The 15,924-nt window shown below is 36.4% G+C and carries 13 protein-coding genes; 4 read left to right on the top strand and 9 right to left on the bottom strand.

The window, feature by feature from the left end; translation table 11 throughout:
- Position 1 precedes the first annotated feature (1 nt).
- The 7 genes from priA to KI356_RS01325 all read right to left on the bottom strand — a co-directional run bounded on the left by priA (position 2) and on the right by KI356_RS01325 (position 8,682).
- Entirely contained in the window at positions 2-2,407 is a 2,406-nt protein-coding gene (priA, locus tag KI356_RS01355; RefSeq protein ID WP_212934622.1) for a primosomal protein N', read from the bottom strand.
- Positions 2,404-3,609 carry a bifunctional phosphopantothenoylcysteine decarboxylase/phosphopantothenate--cysteine ligase CoaBC gene (coaBC, locus tag KI356_RS01350; protein WP_212934621.1) on the bottom strand — a complete coding sequence of 402 codons (1,206 nt, stop codon included), beginning with the start codon at positions 3,607-3,609 and terminating at the stop codon, positions 2,404-2,406. The genes priA and coaBC overlap by 4 nt, the downstream gene beginning before the upstream one ends.
- 197 nt (positions 3,610-3,806) lie before the next feature.
- Positions 3,807-4,019: a DNA-directed RNA polymerase subunit omega gene (rpoZ, locus tag KI356_RS01345; protein ID WP_002121832.1), complete on the bottom strand. Its 213-nt coding sequence runs from the start codon at positions 4,017-4,019 to the stop codon at positions 3,807-3,809.
- A gap of 2 nt (positions 4,020-4,021) precedes the next feature.
- Complete coding sequence (gene gmk, locus KI356_RS01340; RefSeq protein ID WP_002121833.1) at positions 4,022-4,639, bottom strand: guanylate kinase; 618 nt, start codon at positions 4,637-4,639, stop codon at positions 4,022-4,024.
- Positions 4,640-4,652: 13 nt separating this feature from the next.
- Positions 4,653-4,916, bottom strand: coding sequence for an extracellular matrix/biofilm regulator RemA (remA, locus tag KI356_RS01335; RefSeq protein WP_001251456.1), 264 nt, complete (start codon positions 4,914-4,916; stop codon positions 4,653-4,655).
- Between the two features lie 67 nt (positions 4,917-4,983).
- Complete coding sequence (locus KI356_RS01330) at positions 4,984-5,859, bottom strand: YicC/YloC family endoribonuclease (protein ID WP_002121834.1); 876 nt, start codon at positions 5,857-5,859, stop codon at positions 4,984-4,986.
- A 99-nt stretch (positions 5,860-5,958) separates the two neighbouring features.
- Positions 5,959-8,682, bottom strand: coding sequence for a calcium-translocating P-type ATPase, SERCA-type (locus KI356_RS01325; RefSeq protein WP_128281180.1), 2,724 nt, complete (start codon positions 8,680-8,682; stop codon positions 5,959-5,961).
- A 105-nt stretch (positions 8,683-8,787) separates the two neighbouring features.
- On the opposite strand from KI356_RS01325, the gene KI356_RS01320 reads away from it, so the two are divergent.
- Positions 8,788-10,497 (top strand): Rqc2 family fibronectin-binding protein, encoded by a 1,710-nt coding sequence (locus KI356_RS01320; RefSeq protein ID WP_212934620.1) that lies wholly within the window; start codon positions 8,788-8,790, stop codon positions 10,495-10,497.
- A 52-nt stretch (positions 10,498-10,549) separates the two neighbouring features.
- Here KI356_RS01320 and KI356_RS01315 read toward each other — a convergent pair whose 3' ends face one another.
- The gene (locus tag KI356_RS01315) at positions 10,550-11,734 is read right to left on the bottom strand and encodes a lysozyme inhibitor LprI family protein (protein WP_212934619.1); all 1,185 of its coding nucleotides are present in this window, start codon (positions 11,732-11,734) and stop codon (positions 10,550-10,552) included.
- Positions 11,735-12,194: 460 nt separating this feature from the next.
- Here KI356_RS01315 and KI356_RS01310 point away from each other — a divergent pair, with 460 nt between their 5' ends.
- Entirely contained in the window at positions 12,195-13,265 is a 1,071-nt protein-coding gene (locus KI356_RS01310) for a M24 family metallopeptidase (protein ID WP_128281177.1), read from the top strand.
- An 83-nt stretch (positions 13,266-13,348) separates the two neighbouring features.
- The gene (locus KI356_RS01305; protein WP_128281176.1) at positions 13,349-13,873 is read left to right on the top strand and encodes a DinB family protein; all 525 of its coding nucleotides are present in this window, start codon (positions 13,349-13,351) and stop codon (positions 13,871-13,873) included.
- Between the two features lie 32 nt (positions 13,874-13,905).
- On the opposite strand, the gene KI356_RS01300 is transcribed toward KI356_RS01305, so the two are convergent.
- The gene (locus KI356_RS01300; protein WP_128281175.1) at positions 13,906-14,274 is read right to left on the bottom strand and encodes a YoqO family protein; all 369 of its coding nucleotides are present in this window, start codon (positions 14,272-14,274) and stop codon (positions 13,906-13,908) included.
- A 181-nt stretch (positions 14,275-14,455) separates the two neighbouring features.
- Here KI356_RS01300 and KI356_RS01295 point away from each other — a divergent pair, with 181 nt between their 5' ends.
- Entirely contained in the window at positions 14,456-15,841 is a 1,386-nt protein-coding gene (locus tag KI356_RS01295) for a hypothetical protein (protein WP_212934618.1), read from the top strand.
- The last annotated feature ends 83 nt before the right edge of the window (positions 15,842-15,924 follow it).

The raw sequence follows: 15,924 nt of genomic DNA, 5'->3' as shown, positions 1-15,924 counted from the left end.
GCTACATTAACATTGTTGGATTAAAATCAATTGAGATTTGTAGCTCTTTTTGCATTTCTGCTTGATAATGTTCATTTACCATTTTGAGCACGTTCTTTAAGTTTGGTTCCCGTTTGTATTTTATCATGCATTGGTAACGATATCTATCTTTTATCCTTGGAATTGCTGAAGCAACCGGCCCTAACACCATTGTTTGCCTTGAACAATGCGTTCGTAAATGACCGACAATTTTTTCCGTCACTTGGACTGCCTTTAATAATTCCGGATGAGATACAGTTACAAGTACAACGTAGTAATATGGCGGATATTGTCTCATTCGCCTCATTTGCATTTCTTGCTCATAAAATACATCATATTGTTGATTCTTTGCTAATTCTACACTGTAATGTTCCGGCGTATACGTTTGAATTACAACTTCCCCTGGCAATTCATGTCTTCCTGCACGTCCACTCACTTGTGTCAATAGCTGATATGTCTTTTCACTCGCTCGAAAATCAGGTAAGTGGAGCATCGTATCCGCCGTTAAAACACCAACAAGTGTCACCTTCGGAAAATCAAGCCCTTTTGCAATCATTTGTGTTCCAAGTAATATATCTGCTTTCTCTTCACCAAACGCCTTTAATAATTTTTCATGCATTCCTTTACGGCTTGTTGTATCCACGTCCATTCGAATGACCCGCGCTTGTGGAAATAGTTTTGTGATTTCTTCTTCAACCTTTTGCGTCCCTGTACCAAAGAAACGAATATACGTACTATTACAAGCAGGACACTCCGTTGGCATATTTTCCTCATGACTACAATAATGACATTTTAAACGATGGTTCATTTTGTGATATGTCAACGAAATATCACAATGCGGACATTGTACGACATACCCACAATCACGACACATCACAAATGTAGAATGACCTCTTCTATTTAAAAAGAGAACCATTTGTTCTTTCTTTTCTAATCGATCTGCTATTTTTTCATGCAGTTCCTTTGAAAACATTGAACGATTTCCATCACGAAGCTCTTCCCGCATATCAACAATTTCTACAGTCGGCAAAGCTTGTTTGTTCATACGTTTTTCCATTGTAAGCAACCCATAGACACCTTTTTTCGCTCTAGCAAACGATTCAAGTGTCGGCGTTGCACTTCCGAGAACGATTGGACACTTATGGTATTGTCCTCTCCACACTGCTACATCTCTCGCATGATACTTCGGGTTATCTTCTTGCTTATAACTCGATTCATGTTCCTCATCAATAATAATGATTCCTAAATTTTCAAAGGGAGCAAAAACAGCTGAACGCGCACCAACTACCACTTTCACTTCTTTTCTTAAAATTTTGCGCCATTCATCATACTTTTCTCCAACAGAAAGCGCACTATGAAGAACTGCAACTTGCGAACCGAACCTGCCTTTAAAGCGATCTACCATCTGAGGTGTTAGCGCAATTTCAGGAACAAGCACAATTGCTTCTTTTCCTTTCTCGAGCACCGCTGCTATAGATTGTAAATACACTTCTGTCTTACCACTTCCGGTAACACCATATAGTAAAAATGGATTGTAAGTTTCATTTGTAATTGATGACAAAATCGGTGTAATTACTTGTTTTTGTTCCTCAGTAAGTGGAAATGGTTTCGTTTGTTCAAAATCATCATCGTCATACGGATTTCGGTATACTTCCACATACTTTTCTGAGATTAATCCCTTTTTAGCAAGTGCTTTTATTGGGGCATCTGTAATTTGTAACTCTTCTGTTATCACTTTCAACGGTACACTTTTGTAATTCTCCACAAAATAATAGAGCACATCTTGTTGTTTTTTACTTTTCAGTTCAAATGCCGCTAATTCCAATTTATCTTCTGGCAACTCTGGTTGAACAACTCTTTGCTTCTTCTTCTGCACTTTATCTTTCACTTGATAAACTAGTTCCACCGTGCCGTTTTTAATCTCTTGTTGAATCATGCTGTATAAATGTGGTTGCGCCTCGATAACTTCCCAATCGATTGCTTCCTTATCCTGAAATAAATACAGTATTTCAGGTGCTACTTCTTCTTTTTTACGCAGTTGTAGACGCTTTTTATACGTTGCTTTTATCGCCGTTGGAAGCATTACTTGAAAAGCTGAAATCATATAACATAATGTTTCACTTGTAAGCCAATACCCTAGCTTTAATAATTCTTCATTTAATACCGGCGTCACATCTAATATTTCATGGATTGTCTTTAATTTCTTACTCTCTACGTCAACCGAATCTTTGATTCCAATAATAAAACCTTGCAATTTCCTTGGACCAAATGGAACTACTACACGCATTCCCGTCTGGATAATATCTTCCCATTTTTTAGGAATAATATAATCAAACGGACGATCTGTCTGACGTGCAGGTACATCAACAATTACACTTGCAAACTTCATACACGATCATCTTCTAACATCATTTCAATTTGCTTTAATATTTCACGAGCAACTTCTTTCTTCGTTAAAAGTGGCAGCTCAATAATTTCTCCATCTTTTCTATACATTGTCACAATATTTGTATCTGTACCAAACCCAGCTCCTTGAGCTTTCACGTCATTCGCAACAATCATATTTGCATTTTTCTCACGTAATTTTCTCATTGCGTATTCCTCTATGTTTGTCGTTTCAGCTGCAAAACCGATAAGTAGCTGTCGGTCCTTCTTCTCACCTAACGTTTTTAAAATATCCACTGTTCTTTCTAATTCAATTACAGCATCGCCATTTTTCTTTTTCATTTTATTATCATGAACATATTTCGGACGGTAATCTGCAACGGCTGCTGTTTTGATGACAACATCCACATTCTGATAATGTTGAAAGACTGCCTCTAACATATCTTGTGCAGATTCTACTTGTATTGTTGTTACATGTAATGGTGATTCTAATGCTGTCGGTCCTGACACAAGTATGACATCAGCACCTAAGCCTGCTGCAACTTCTGCGATTGCATATCCCATCTTTCCAGAAGAAAAATTCGTCATAAAACGAACCGGATCAATCTTTTCACGTGTCGGTCCGGCTGTTATTAATATTCGCTTTCCTTGCAATGGTTTTTGTTCTGAGAAAGCCTCTTCTAATCGTCCAATAATCGCTTCAGGTTCTTCCAATCTTCCTTTTGCTACATAACCACATGCTAAAAAACCTTCCCCAGGCTCAATAAATGTATATCCTAATGCTTTTAACGTCATCATGTTTTTTTGAACAATTTTATTTTCATACATATGGACATTCATAGCCGGTGCAATCCACACTGGAGCTGTAGTAGCTAACAAAGTAGTTGTAATCATATCATCAGCAATACCGCCAGCTAACTTTCCAATGCAATTAGCTGTAGCCGGTGCAACAAGTACAACATCTGCCCAATCCGCTAAATCAATATGAGCGATAACAGCCGAGTCTCTCTCATCAAACGTATCCGTATATACATCATGGCGAGAAAGTGCTTGAAATGTAAGAGGCGTAACAAACTTCATTGCCGACTCACTCATCATTACTTTTACAAGAGCGCCCGCTTGTGTCAATTTACTTGTTAACGCAGCCGCTTTAAAAACTGCAATGCCTCCTGTTACACATAGAAGTATCTTTTTCCCTTTTAGCATATGACTCGTCCTCTTTCTTTTTCAAACTTATTCTACTGAAATAGAATTTTCAGCTCGTCAGTACCAGTATTTCGTTCCGTCTTTTTCGATTCCTTTTCATCCCTATCATAAAAAAATAACAACCTACTTGTAAATAGGTTGTTACCGTTACATAGAAAATTATAAAGTCTATGTTTTAATTTGTCGAAAAGAATGTATTAATCAATTATTTTGTCATCACATGGTACATATTTTAATACTTCTGCATCGATTTCTTCTAGTGATTTACCTACACATTTATAAGAAACAGGCTTTTCAATAACACAATTGTCAGCAATTTGCATTTCACGTGCACGCTTTGCAGCTACTGTTACAAGTGTATATTTAGAATCGATTTTTGTTAATAATGAGTCAATTGATGGATTTAACATAATTATAGACCCTCCGTCATTTCTTTATAGTATTTTGCCACTCTTTCGCGGCGGCAATGTTCACCAACCACAATTGCTTTAATTCGGTCGCAAGCTAATTCAACTTGATCGTTTTCTACTACATAGTCGTAAGCGTCCATCATTTCGATTTCTTCTTTCGCTACAGTTAAACGATTTTCAATAACTTCTTCAGTTTCTGTACCACGACCGACAATTCGGTTCTTTAGTTCAGATAAACTTGGAGGTGCTAAGAAAATAAATACCCCTTCTGGGAAAGCTTTCTTAACTTGAATTGCTCCTTGCACTTCAATTTCTAAGAATACATCTTTTCCTTCTTGTAATGTTTTTTCAACATAATCAATAGGTGTTCCGTAATAATTACCAACGAACTCAGCCCATTCAAGTAATTTTTCATTACGAATCATTTCCTCAAATTCTTCTCTCTCTTTAAAGAAATAATCCACACCATCTACTTCACCTTCACGTGGTTTACGTGTCGTTACTGAAATAGAGTACTGAAAACGTGTATCCTCATGGCTAAACAGCTCTTTTCGAACCGTTCCTTTCCCGACCCCAGAAGGTCCTGAAAGAACGATGAGCAATCCTCTTCTACTTCTCATAAATATGTAAAACCTACCCTTCCTCACTTAAATCTTCTTTATTATTCAAACGATGTGCAATCGTCTCTGGTTGAATTGGACTTAACACTACATGCCCATCATCCATAACAATAACCGCCCTTGTTTTTCTCCCATACGTAGCATCAAGCAAAGCATTATGTTCACGCGCTTCCTGTACTGTTCGTTTAATAGGAGCTGACTCCGGACTTACAATAGCAATAATTCGATGAGCAGATACAATATTTCCGTATCCAATATTTAAAAACCGCATGGCCATAGTTTGCGCCTCCTAGTAAGTCTATCCGATTTCTCCACCACGTATAACTTTATATATTTTTTGAAAGCTACTCAATATTTTGTACTTGTTCACGAATTTTTTCAAGGTTATTTTTCATTTCTACGACATATTTTGAAATTGTTAAGTCATTTGCCTTAGAACCTATCGTATTAACTTCCCTATGCATCTCTTGCACGATGAAGTCCATTTTCCTTCCAACAGGTTCTGTAATTTGCAGTGCTTCACGAAATTGATCTACATGACTTTGTAATCGAACTAATTCTTCGTGAATATCTGAACGCTCTGCAAACATTGCTATTTCTGTCAACAATCGTTGTTCATCTAAATCTTGGTTATGTAATTCTTTTAAGCGATTTTCTAATCGTTCACGATATTTTCGTGTGACAATTGGTGCATATGGAATAATTGCATTTACACCATTATGAATCTCTTGCAAACGATATGCTATATCTTTATGTAATCGTTCTCCTTCGCCATCTCTCATCGTTTTCAACATATGAGCAGCTTGGCGAACAGCCTCATATAAACTGGTTTCAAATTGTTCATTTACATTTTCTATTTCTTCAATTGCCGTTACTTCTGGCATTCTCATTAGTTGCTCGAGTGTAATAGAATCTTGTAATTGAAATTTCCCTTTTATATCTTCCATAATGGATTGGTACTGCTTGAGAAGTTCCCAATTCACAGTTAATTTTCTTTCAACAAGCCCTTTACCTGTTATACTAATAGACACTTCAATACGTCCACGGCGAACTTGTTTTGCAATTATTTTACGAATCTTGTCTTCAAACACCATCATTTGCTTCGGAAGCCGAATACTCATTTCTAAAAAGCGATGGTTCACCGACTTCATTTCTACTGTTATTTGAAAAGTATCGTTTTCTACTTTCGACCTTCCAAATCCTGTCATACTACAAATCATCTTTATCACATCCAAGCCATGAAATAACTCAATGAAAAAGGTAATAGAGACAAGGCTCTACTACCTTCTGTAAATTATATCACATTTTCATAACATTGACTATTTCAAGTTTAACCCTTTCTTATATAATATAGGCTTTTCCTTTTTCCCTTTTTTCCCTGTTAATAAAGAACCTACTAGTAAGAAAGTCGGAATTGATGACAAACCTCCAATTAACAACCAATCTCTTGCTTGTATTGGCATTGTGCTAAAAATCGGTTGTAGCGGTGGATAATATATAACCACTAGCATTAACAGTAAAGAAATAATAACCGCTCCCACTAAATACACGTTCCCAAATGGATTGCGGTGGAAGACAGAATGTTCACTACGACAATCAAATACATGAATAAGCTGTGCAAGTACCAACGTCGCAAATGCCACGGTTTGTGCATATTTTAATTCATTTGGATGTTGATTATACGCAATAATAAACGCTACTAATGTCACTGCTCCTATTAGAAAACCACGACTTATAATTTTCCACGCAAGCCCTCTAGCGAACACCCCTTCTTTCGGATGGCGTGGTGTTCTCTTCATCACATCTCCTTCAGCCTTATCCAAACCTAATGCCATCGCTGGTAAACCGTCAGTAACTAAGTTCACCCATAAAATTTGAATTGGAACCATCGGCAATGGCAGTGCAAGTAACATCGCAAATAACATAACTAAAATTTCACCAACGTTAGATGCTAACAAATACCGAATGAACTTCCGAATATTTTCATATATGTTTCTACCTTCTTTAATCGCCGATTTAATCGTAGCAAAGTTATCATCTAACAACACAAGTGAAGAAGCTTCTTTTGCAACATCTGTCCCTGTAATTCCCATCGCAATCCCTATATCAGCTGTTTTTATGGCCGGAGCATCGTTCACTCCATCACCTGTCATAGCTACTATATGCCCCTTATTTTGCAGCGCCTTAACGATTTTCAATTTATGCTCAGGAGACACACGAGCGAATACATATGTATCTTCTACAATATCTTCTAATGCCTCTACATCCATATTCGCAAGTTCTACACCTTCAACAACGCGTCCACCTGCTGGTAAAACCCCTAACTGTTCCGCAATTGCCATTGCTGTCACTTTATGATCTCCCGTAATCATTACCGTTCTAATACCAGCTTCCTTACACTCTTTCACCGCTTGCGCCACTTCTGGTCTTGGCGGATCTATCATTCCTTGTATTCCAACAAGCATAAAATCCTGCTCGACTTCTCTTTCATGTTCAATTGAATCTGTAGCTTTTAACGGTTTAAATGCCACCGCAATCGTTCGTAAAGCTTGACTTCCTAAACTATTAATCGCTGCCTGCACTTCTTTTCGATACATTTCACTTAAAGGCTGCTGCTTATTTCCCCACAAAATTGTTTGACTCATTTGCAAAAGAACATCTGGTGCTCCTTTTGTAATAACAAATTTTTTCCCTTCACGATCACGAACGATAACGCTCATCATTTTTCTAGTTGAATCAAAAGGAAATTCACGAATGACTTCAAACTTTCCTTTAAGAGCTTCACGTGATATTCCCGCCTTCATTGCAGCAGCAACGAGAGCTCCCTCTGTTGGATCTCCATCTAACACATACGTCTTTTTCTTTTGAATAACATTCGCATTATTACATAAACAGCCAAATGTAAGTAGCTGATACAGTGATTTCGTCTTAGTAGGGTCAATTACTTCTTCACCTTTCATAAACGAACCCGTTGGCTCATAGCCTTGACCTGTTACTTTCCACAATTCTCCGCCTGACCACATATGCGTTACCATCATTTTATTTTGTGTCATTGTTCCTGTTTTATCTGAGCAAATAACAGAAGCACAGCCTAACGTTTCTACAGCTGGTAACTTTCGCACAATTGCCCTCTTTTTAATCATACGCTGTACGCCAAGTGATAGCGCAACCGTAACGATAGCTGGTAATCCTTCTGGAATAGCTGCAACAGCAAGCGAAACCCCAGCCAAAAACATGTGATACACTTCATTCCCTTGATACACACCAGCTAATACAACAAGAGCCGTCAAAATAAGAGCAACAATAATTAAAATTTTTCCAAGCTGTTCTAATCTTCTTTGTAATGGTGTTTCCATTTGCTCAGCATTTTGCAACATATTTGCAATTTGCCCCATAGCTGTATTCATTCCAGTTGCTACGACTACCCCCGTTCCAGCACCTCTCGTTATCATCGTCCCCATAAATGCCATGTTTTTTTGATCACCAATTGAAACATCTTGCCCTTGTAACGCCTCTACCTTCTTTTGTACAGGCAATGACTCTCCTGTAAGAGCCGATTCTTCAATATATAAACTTGAAGATTCTACAAGGCGAACATCCGCGCCAATACGGTCACCACTAGAAAACTTAATAATATCACCTAGTACAAGCGCTTTTGACGGCGCTTTTATCCACTTCCCATTTCTTAGTACAGTAACTTGAGGGGCTGCCAATTCTTTTAAAGCTTCCAACGATTTTTCAGCTTTCCTTTCTTGAAAGAAACCGAGGACACCGTTGATAATAACAATTGCAACAATTGCAATCGAATCAATATACTCTCCTAAAAAAGCTGAAATAATTGTAGCACCAAATAAAACAAGTACCATAAAGTCTTTAAATTGCGCTAAAAACACCATAAGCGCAGAAGGACGCTTTGCTTCTTGCAATTCATTTGTACCAAATTTCTTTAATCGACCCTCTGCTTCTTGTTCTGTAAGACCTACCTCCACATTCGTATTCGTTCTTTCCTCCACTTCATGTGCTCGCATTTCATACCAATTCATCCTGCCATCGACCTCCTGATTCCAGACATACTCTAATGAAAGCTTATTCAGCCTCGTCCAAAAAAATGCTATAATTAACTTTTAGTTAGAAAGGAGTGTTCATTCATGGCATTCGATGGATTATTTACAAGAGCAATTACACATGAAATTGCAAATTCTCTTCAAACAGGAAGAATTTCAAAAATATATCAACCCTCAAAATATGAAGTTTTATTACATATTCGAGCAAACGGAAAAAACCAAAAGCTGATTCTTTCATCTCACCCTACATATGCGCGTATGCACTTAACAAATCAAAACTACGATTCACCAGCGCTACCGCCGATGTTTTGTATGCTTCTTCGCAAACATTTAGAAGGTGGATTTATTGAGAAAATCGAACAAATTGACTTAGAACGTATTATTCAAATTACAGTCCGCAGTCGTAATGAAATCGGTGACGAATCAGTAAAAACATTAGTAATCGAAATAATGGGACGACACAGTAATATTATCTTAGTAGATACGAAAACAAATGTTATTTTAGATAGCTTAAAACACGTTTCTTTAGCGGTAAACCGACATCGTACTGTATATGCGGGAGCTGAATATATTGCCCCACCAGCACAACATAAGGTTAATCCGCTTCTTATCGAAACAGAAGATGATTTTATTAGACCGCTAGACTTTTTATCTGGCAACATGGACAAACAACTTGTCGGAGCATTCATGGGAATTTCCCCATTATTTGCAAAAGAAGTTGTAAAAAAAGCAGGTATGGCAAATGAAAAAGCATTATCTGAAGCTTTCTTCAGCTTGCAAAAACCTTTGCTAACACATCAGTACGTGCCAGCAATGATAACAGCAAATGGAAAAGAGTTCTTTTACCTATTCCCTCTTTCTCACTTACAAGGAAATGAAAAAACATTTTCATCTGTCAGTGAATTATTAGATCGTTTCTTCTTTGGTAAAGCAGAGCGTGATCGTGTAAAACAACAAGCTCACGATTTAGAACGCTTTATGCAAAATGAAAAAACAAAAAATGAAAAGAAGCTAATTAAATTAGAAAAAACATTACAAGATGCCGGAAAAGCAGATAAATATCAACTATTTGGAGAGCTACTTACAGCCAATATGTACGCTTTGAAAAAAGGCGATAAAGATATTGAAGTCGTTAACTATTACGACGAAAATGGTGGGACTGTAAAAATCACATTAAATCCTTTAAAAACACCATCTGAAAATGCACAACGCTATTTCCAAAAGTACCAAAAAGCGAAAAATTCAGTCGCTATTGTAGAAGAACAAATCGTAAAAACAAATGAAGAAATTCTTTATTTTGATAGCTTACTTCAACAAATGGAGGCTGCTTCTTCAAAAGATATTGAAGAAATTCGTGAAGAATTAGCCGAAGAAGGTTATGTACGTAGTCGCAAAACAAAGAACGCGAAGAAAAAACCAACTAAACCAGTATTGGATAAATATTTATCAAGTGATGGTACAGAAATTTTCGTCGGTAAAAACAATAAGCAAAATGATTATTTAACAACGAAATTCTCCCGTCGTGATGAAATTTGGTTACATACGAAAGACATACCTGGTTCCCACGTTGTCATTCGTTCTCTTGAACCTACGGAAGAGACTTTACACGAGGCCGCTAAAATCGCCGCTTATTACAGTAAAGCAAAAGATTCTAGCTCTGTTCCTGTAGATTTCACAAAGATACGCCATGTCAAAAAACCGAGTGGTGCAAAACTTGGATTTGTTACATATGACAATCAACAAACACTATATGTAACACCAGATGCTGATACAGTAATGAAATTAAAAGCGTAAATATAAAAAAATGCGTTGCTTGCAAGCGACGCATTTTTTAAATGTTTTCAATTTAGTTCATATATCCATTCACTAATTCATAACATCTTTCTTTTGTCATCTTATATTTTTCATCTGCAGCTTCGATATATCTCATCGTTCCATTATTTTCATCTGCAGCAATTGCTTTAACTTTACTTTCCTTTTCTTTAACCCATGCAACTTGTTTCGTTTTCAACGACTGAAACGCGTCAGCTGACATAGTACTCTTTAACGTACTATAAATTTCATTTAGTTTATTATCCCAAAGTTGATAATTTCCTTCTATTTCATTTACTATGTCATTTGTTGACATAACGTTTGTATGTTTTTCTTCGTTTTCTAGAGCAGCTAACTCATTTAGAACCTTAGTTTTACCTAACACTGAAGAAGATTCTTTTTTAGGCTGCTTCTCTTCTTTTGAACTAGTATACGTACTGGAATCATTTCCCTTAACTGTTTCTTGCTCTTGAATAAAATCTTGTTTCGTTACCTTTTCTCGTTCTTTATCATCTACATTGTGAGTAATAACAGATGTTTGGGCGTCCACAGCAACTACTCCGTTATTTTCTTTAAAAATATATTTCTTATTTCCACTATTCTCTTCTCTAACAAAAGAAACATTCTTAAAACCTTGAACTCTAAGAAGTTCGTTAGCTTCTTCTTTAGTTAACTTTAAATCTGCTGGCGTATTTGATGACCATCCATCCATTAACCATTTTCCATCTGTATAAACTAAAATAAATTCCCACGTCTCCGCATCATTCCCCATATCATTTGCAAGGGTAAGCGTCTCAATCTTTAAAACATCATTTTTCTGCGAATAAGTTATCCGCACGTCTGGTTCAATATGAATTGGGAATGGCAACATATCCGTTTCCCTTGACCTATTAAATGTATCAAGCAATCCTGGAAGCTGTTTCTCCACAAACTTATCTGAAACTAATCCCTTAACTCCTTTTTTAGCTGTACCCAAATCTCCAGGGTTATTTCGACTCCATCCATTCTCTTTTTCCATTTCACTAAAAGAGTTTGCAATTTCATCTACACTCTTTCTTACAATTTTTTCTGCTTCCTTCTCTGTCACTTCTGGTGCTTCATCCAGTTGCTCAATTTTTTCACTTAGTTGTTGAGCATTGCTATTACTTTTTTCACAGCCTGTTACAACGAACATACTAGCTACCAAACAAAATGACATCACTTTATTTAATTTTTTCATGTACTCACAATCCTTATCCCGTTCATATTCGTTACATATCCCTATCTTCGAGAGAAATCCAACAATTACCTATTATATCAATAATCATCATTTCTTTATACATTAAATTTTATATTCAAATAAAGCAAATAATATACTTTTCAAATATTTAATCTAAAAGTCGCTTATATTTTCCTTTCCTAACTTCAATATTATCAAAAAATTTGACAGTTCTATTTCGTATTTGTATAAATTTTTTTACAGTGTGTAAAGAAATTGAGTCTTGAGTTGATGTTTTTTTCATTCTCCCACTGCTAATTGAAGGAATCTGTATTTCACGAGCAGCCCACCGCCCACAAATAATGGGCTAAACTTCTTATTTTCTCTAAAACATATGTAATTCCCACTATCTTTTCTCTAAAGATATTTTTTGGCATGCTATTTGCTTTATTCAATACTGTGAATAGGGGGAGGAATTAACATGACTTTACAAATTAATAAAATCCAAAAACAACTACAAAACTATGGGATTGACGGGTTACTTATTACAAAAAAAGAAAATCGCCAATATGCAACAGGATTTACAGGTAGTGCTGGCGTCGTCTTAATCTCTGCGGATACAGCTGTTTTTATAACCGATTTTCGCTATGTAGATCAAGCAAAATCACAAATAAAAAAAGCTGAAATCATTATGCATAATGGGAATTTAGAAAAGGAAGTTGCAAATCAAGTATCAAAATTAAATATCCAAAAACTTGGAATTGAAGAAAATAATATAACTCTGCAACAATTTAAGAAACTACAAAAATATATACATACGGAAATGGTTCCAGTTTGCGAAATCATTGAAAATATTCGCCTTATTAAAGACACACCTGAAATAGAAACAATGAAAATTGCAGCTAATATCGCTGACGAAGCATTTCACCACATCATTACGTTTCTAAAGCCGGGAATAAGTGAAAATGATGTACGAGATGAGTTAGAATTTTTCATGCGAAAAAAAGGGGCTACATCCTCATCATTTCAAATTATTGTAGCTTCTGGCGTTCGCTCTTCACTTCCTCATGGAGTTGCATCAAATAAAATAATCGAACGCGGCGACGTCGTTACATTAGATTTCGGTGCACTTTACGACGGATATTGTTCCGATATAACACGTACTGTAGCAATCGGCGAGCCATCAGAAGAATTCAAAAAAATATATAATGTTGTGTTAGAAGCATTAAAGCGTGGAACTGAAGCAATTAAGCCTGGAGAAACTGCGAAAAGTATCGATGATGTAACGAGAAATTACATTACAGAACATGGATATGGTCAATATTTTGGTCACTCTACAGGGCACGGTCTTGGCTTAGAAATACATGAACCTCTTCGCCTATCCCAAGAAAGTAAAGCTACTTTAGAAGAAGGTATGGTTGTTACAGTTGAACCAGGTATTTACATACCAAACTGGGGCGGTTGTAGAATTGAAGACGATATCGTAATTACAAAAGAAGGATATGAAGTTATTACAAAATCAAATAGAGAGCTAATTGTTATTCCTTGTTAATATTATAAAATTTTTAACAGGACTTTTTCCCTGCACATAGAATTCTTTCTCTGGAGTATTCGTTTAAAGAGGGGGAGTTTTAATTGAATTTTGTAATTGATAAAATAGATGGTTTACAAGTTGAATTTTCAAAACTTGTTTCCATGATGAATTACGCTCGTTACACAACGATGCAAGCAGTGGAAGACTTAACAGTTGAAGAACTGGATTATTTATATGATGAGGAAGCAAATTCGATTGGTATGTTATTGTACCATATGGCCGCTGTTGAATTTTACTACCAGATTCATACTTTTGAAGACCGTGAGCCAACAGAGGCTGAATTAGAACGTTGGTTACCTGGTATTGAGTTAGGTGATCTTGGACGTGAGAAAATAAAAGGAAACGCTATAGAATTTTACATAAATACATTACAAGAAGTACGTTCCAAAACAATCGAGACTTTTCAATCATTACCTGAGGAATGGTTATTTAAAACGACAGACTTTTGGCATGACAAACCAGCAAATAACTACTTTAAATGGTTCCACGTATTTGAAGATGAAATTAACCATCGTGGACAAATTCGTTTAATAAAAAAGATGCAAAAAGCTCATTCAGTAAAATAAGAAAGTGCCACCTTATCCGGTGGCACTTTCTTTTATTCATTAACGAATAGCTTTTCGTTTACTGTTTTAGTGACTACCACTACCAACATTAAAATGCATATTAAATATAACAACTTCGCAATAAACAACCACCCTTGAAACATTACAATTCCATCTATTATCTCATTTCCTCTCAATAACAAAAACGGTATCGTGCTAATTATAATAACAAACTCGATGCTGAAAACAATTTTCTTTTTTCGGCTATGTGCTTTCCATTCATCCCAGCGATACATGGGAGCAAAAATCAATACTCCTATACATAATATAACTGGTACCCATTCACTTTTAAGAAATGGCCCTGAAATAACTGATAATAGTAAACAAACGAGCACACCATAATACCCTATTTTCTCTCTCATTCGTACTCCCCCATTCTACTTCTCTTTAAATTCCATTTTTAGGATTAATTGTATTGTAACATCCATTTTCCATTCTCACCATTACAGTACATGAAATTTCATTTTTCCTTTTTCCTATACTCACATACTTTCACTGCTTTCATACAATGAACTACACGAATGCCTAAAGGATGTGAATGTTATGGGAGTTGAATTAACGCTTTTACATGCTCTCTATATTCTTTGTTTACTAACTATCATTACCTTTTTTATTCTTCGAAAAGATACGACGATCATTTGTATTGTTTTTATCTTTTTGTTAGCACTAACCGCAACAAGTTCTATCCCTCTTGCCATTAGCGGTATTTTTCAAAGTTTCATTTACGCCATTACTGAACTATTACCAACTATATTAATCATTTCCATTATCGTATCGATGAGCAATCTACTCGTTCATACCGGCATAAATGATACGATGATTTCACCATTTACAAAGATGATTCGTACTCCTACACATGCCTACTGGATTATCGGTCTTTTAATGATGACAATTTCCTTTTTCTTCTGGCCCTCTCCGGCTGTCGCTTTAATGGGAGCTATTTTATTACCTGTCGCTGTACGCGTCGGTCTTCCGCCAATTGGAGTCGCAATTGCTATGAACTTATTCGGACACGGCATCGCCTTATCTGGTGACTTCGTTATTCAAGGTGCACCAAAATTAACCGCAGACGCCGCTGGGCTTCCTGTTTCTAGCGTCGTATCTGCAAGTATTCCCCTCGTTATAGTCATGGGCGTTGTTACAACTTCTGTCGCTTTTTTCTTCTTACGAAAAGAATTTCATACAGGATTATCGTCGCAAGACTCTTCTTCATCAACTGAACCATCTAAAACTACTATTTTATTATCTCCTCGCATAAAAAAATGGCTTGCCATATGTATCCCTATCATATATGCCATCGATATCCTCTGCATGATTCAGTTTAAACTACAAGGAAGCGATGCGACTGCACTTATCGGCGGAACGACAGTTATTATGATTATCATCATTTCTCTCATCGCCTACAAAGAAAATGGCCTAAATAAAACGACCGATTATTTTATAGAAGGGCTCCAATTTGGGTTTAAAATTTTTGGTCCAGTTATTCCGATTGCTGCACTTTTTTATTTAGGGGATAGTGGATTTGTAAAAATTATTGGAGACTATTTACCGAAAGGTTCACACGGAATCATTAATGACTTAGGAATCGCCTTATCTCAAACTGTTCCTTTAAATCAATATGTATCAGCAGGAACTTTAACTATCGTTGGTGTCATTACCGGTTTAGATGGATCCGGTTTTTCGGGTATTTCGCTTGCGGGTTCGATTGCAAACCTTTTCGGAACAGCACTTGGGCATGGAACAGCTACATTAACAGCACTCGGGCAAATCGCTGCCATATGGACCGGGGGCGGAACGTTAATTCCTTGGGCCCTTATTCCTGCCGCTGCTATTTGTAAAGTAGATCCATTTGAACTTGCACGCCGCAATTTTTTACCAGTTATCATCGGCTTAATCGTCACCACGATCGTTGCGATGTTTATCCTATAACGTAAGCAAATATTCTCTTGCTTACGTTTTTTATTGTAAGATTCATCATAATGTACTGACTTTCAAAAGGGATTCGTTATTAC

It is taken from the genome of Bacillus hominis, assembly GCF_018332515.1.
Lineage (GTDB): Bacteria > Bacillota > Bacilli > Bacillales > Bacillaceae_G > Bacillus_A > Bacillus_A hominis.
The sequence above is the reverse complement of the archived record's forward strand: the minus strand, read 5'-3'. Positions and strand labels throughout refer to the sequence as shown.